Genomic DNA, 203 nt, shown 5'->3' with positions numbered 1-203 from the left:
ATCGTATTATGGTGCCGGCGAGAGGACTTGAACCCCCAACCTACTGATTACAAGTCAGTTGCTCTACCAGTTGAGCTACACCGGCGTTTTATGGTAGCGGCAGAGGGGATCGAACCCCCGACCTCACGGGTATGAACCGTACGCTCTAGCCAGCTGAGCTACGCCGCCACATTATGTAGTTATAAAACACCCAAAAGGGTTTC

The 203-nt window shown here is 52.2% G+C and carries 2 tRNA genes; both read right to left on the bottom strand.

The features are described 5' to 3' along the window. Window positions 1-9: 9 nt before the first annotated feature. Window positions 10-85 (bottom strand) — tRNA-Thr (locus CHI14_RS29665). Window positions 86-91: 6 nt separating this feature from the next. Then, window positions 92-168, bottom strand: a tRNA-Met gene (locus tag CHI14_RS29660). Window positions 169-203: the final 35 nt, after the last annotated feature.

The organism is Paenibacillus sp. 7516, assembly GCF_002272715.1.
GTDB classification, from domain to species: Bacteria; Bacillota; Bacilli; order Paenibacillales; family Paenibacillaceae; genus Paenibacillus; species Paenibacillus illinoisensis_A.
This window is presented reverse-complemented; position numbering and strand designations above follow the sequence as displayed.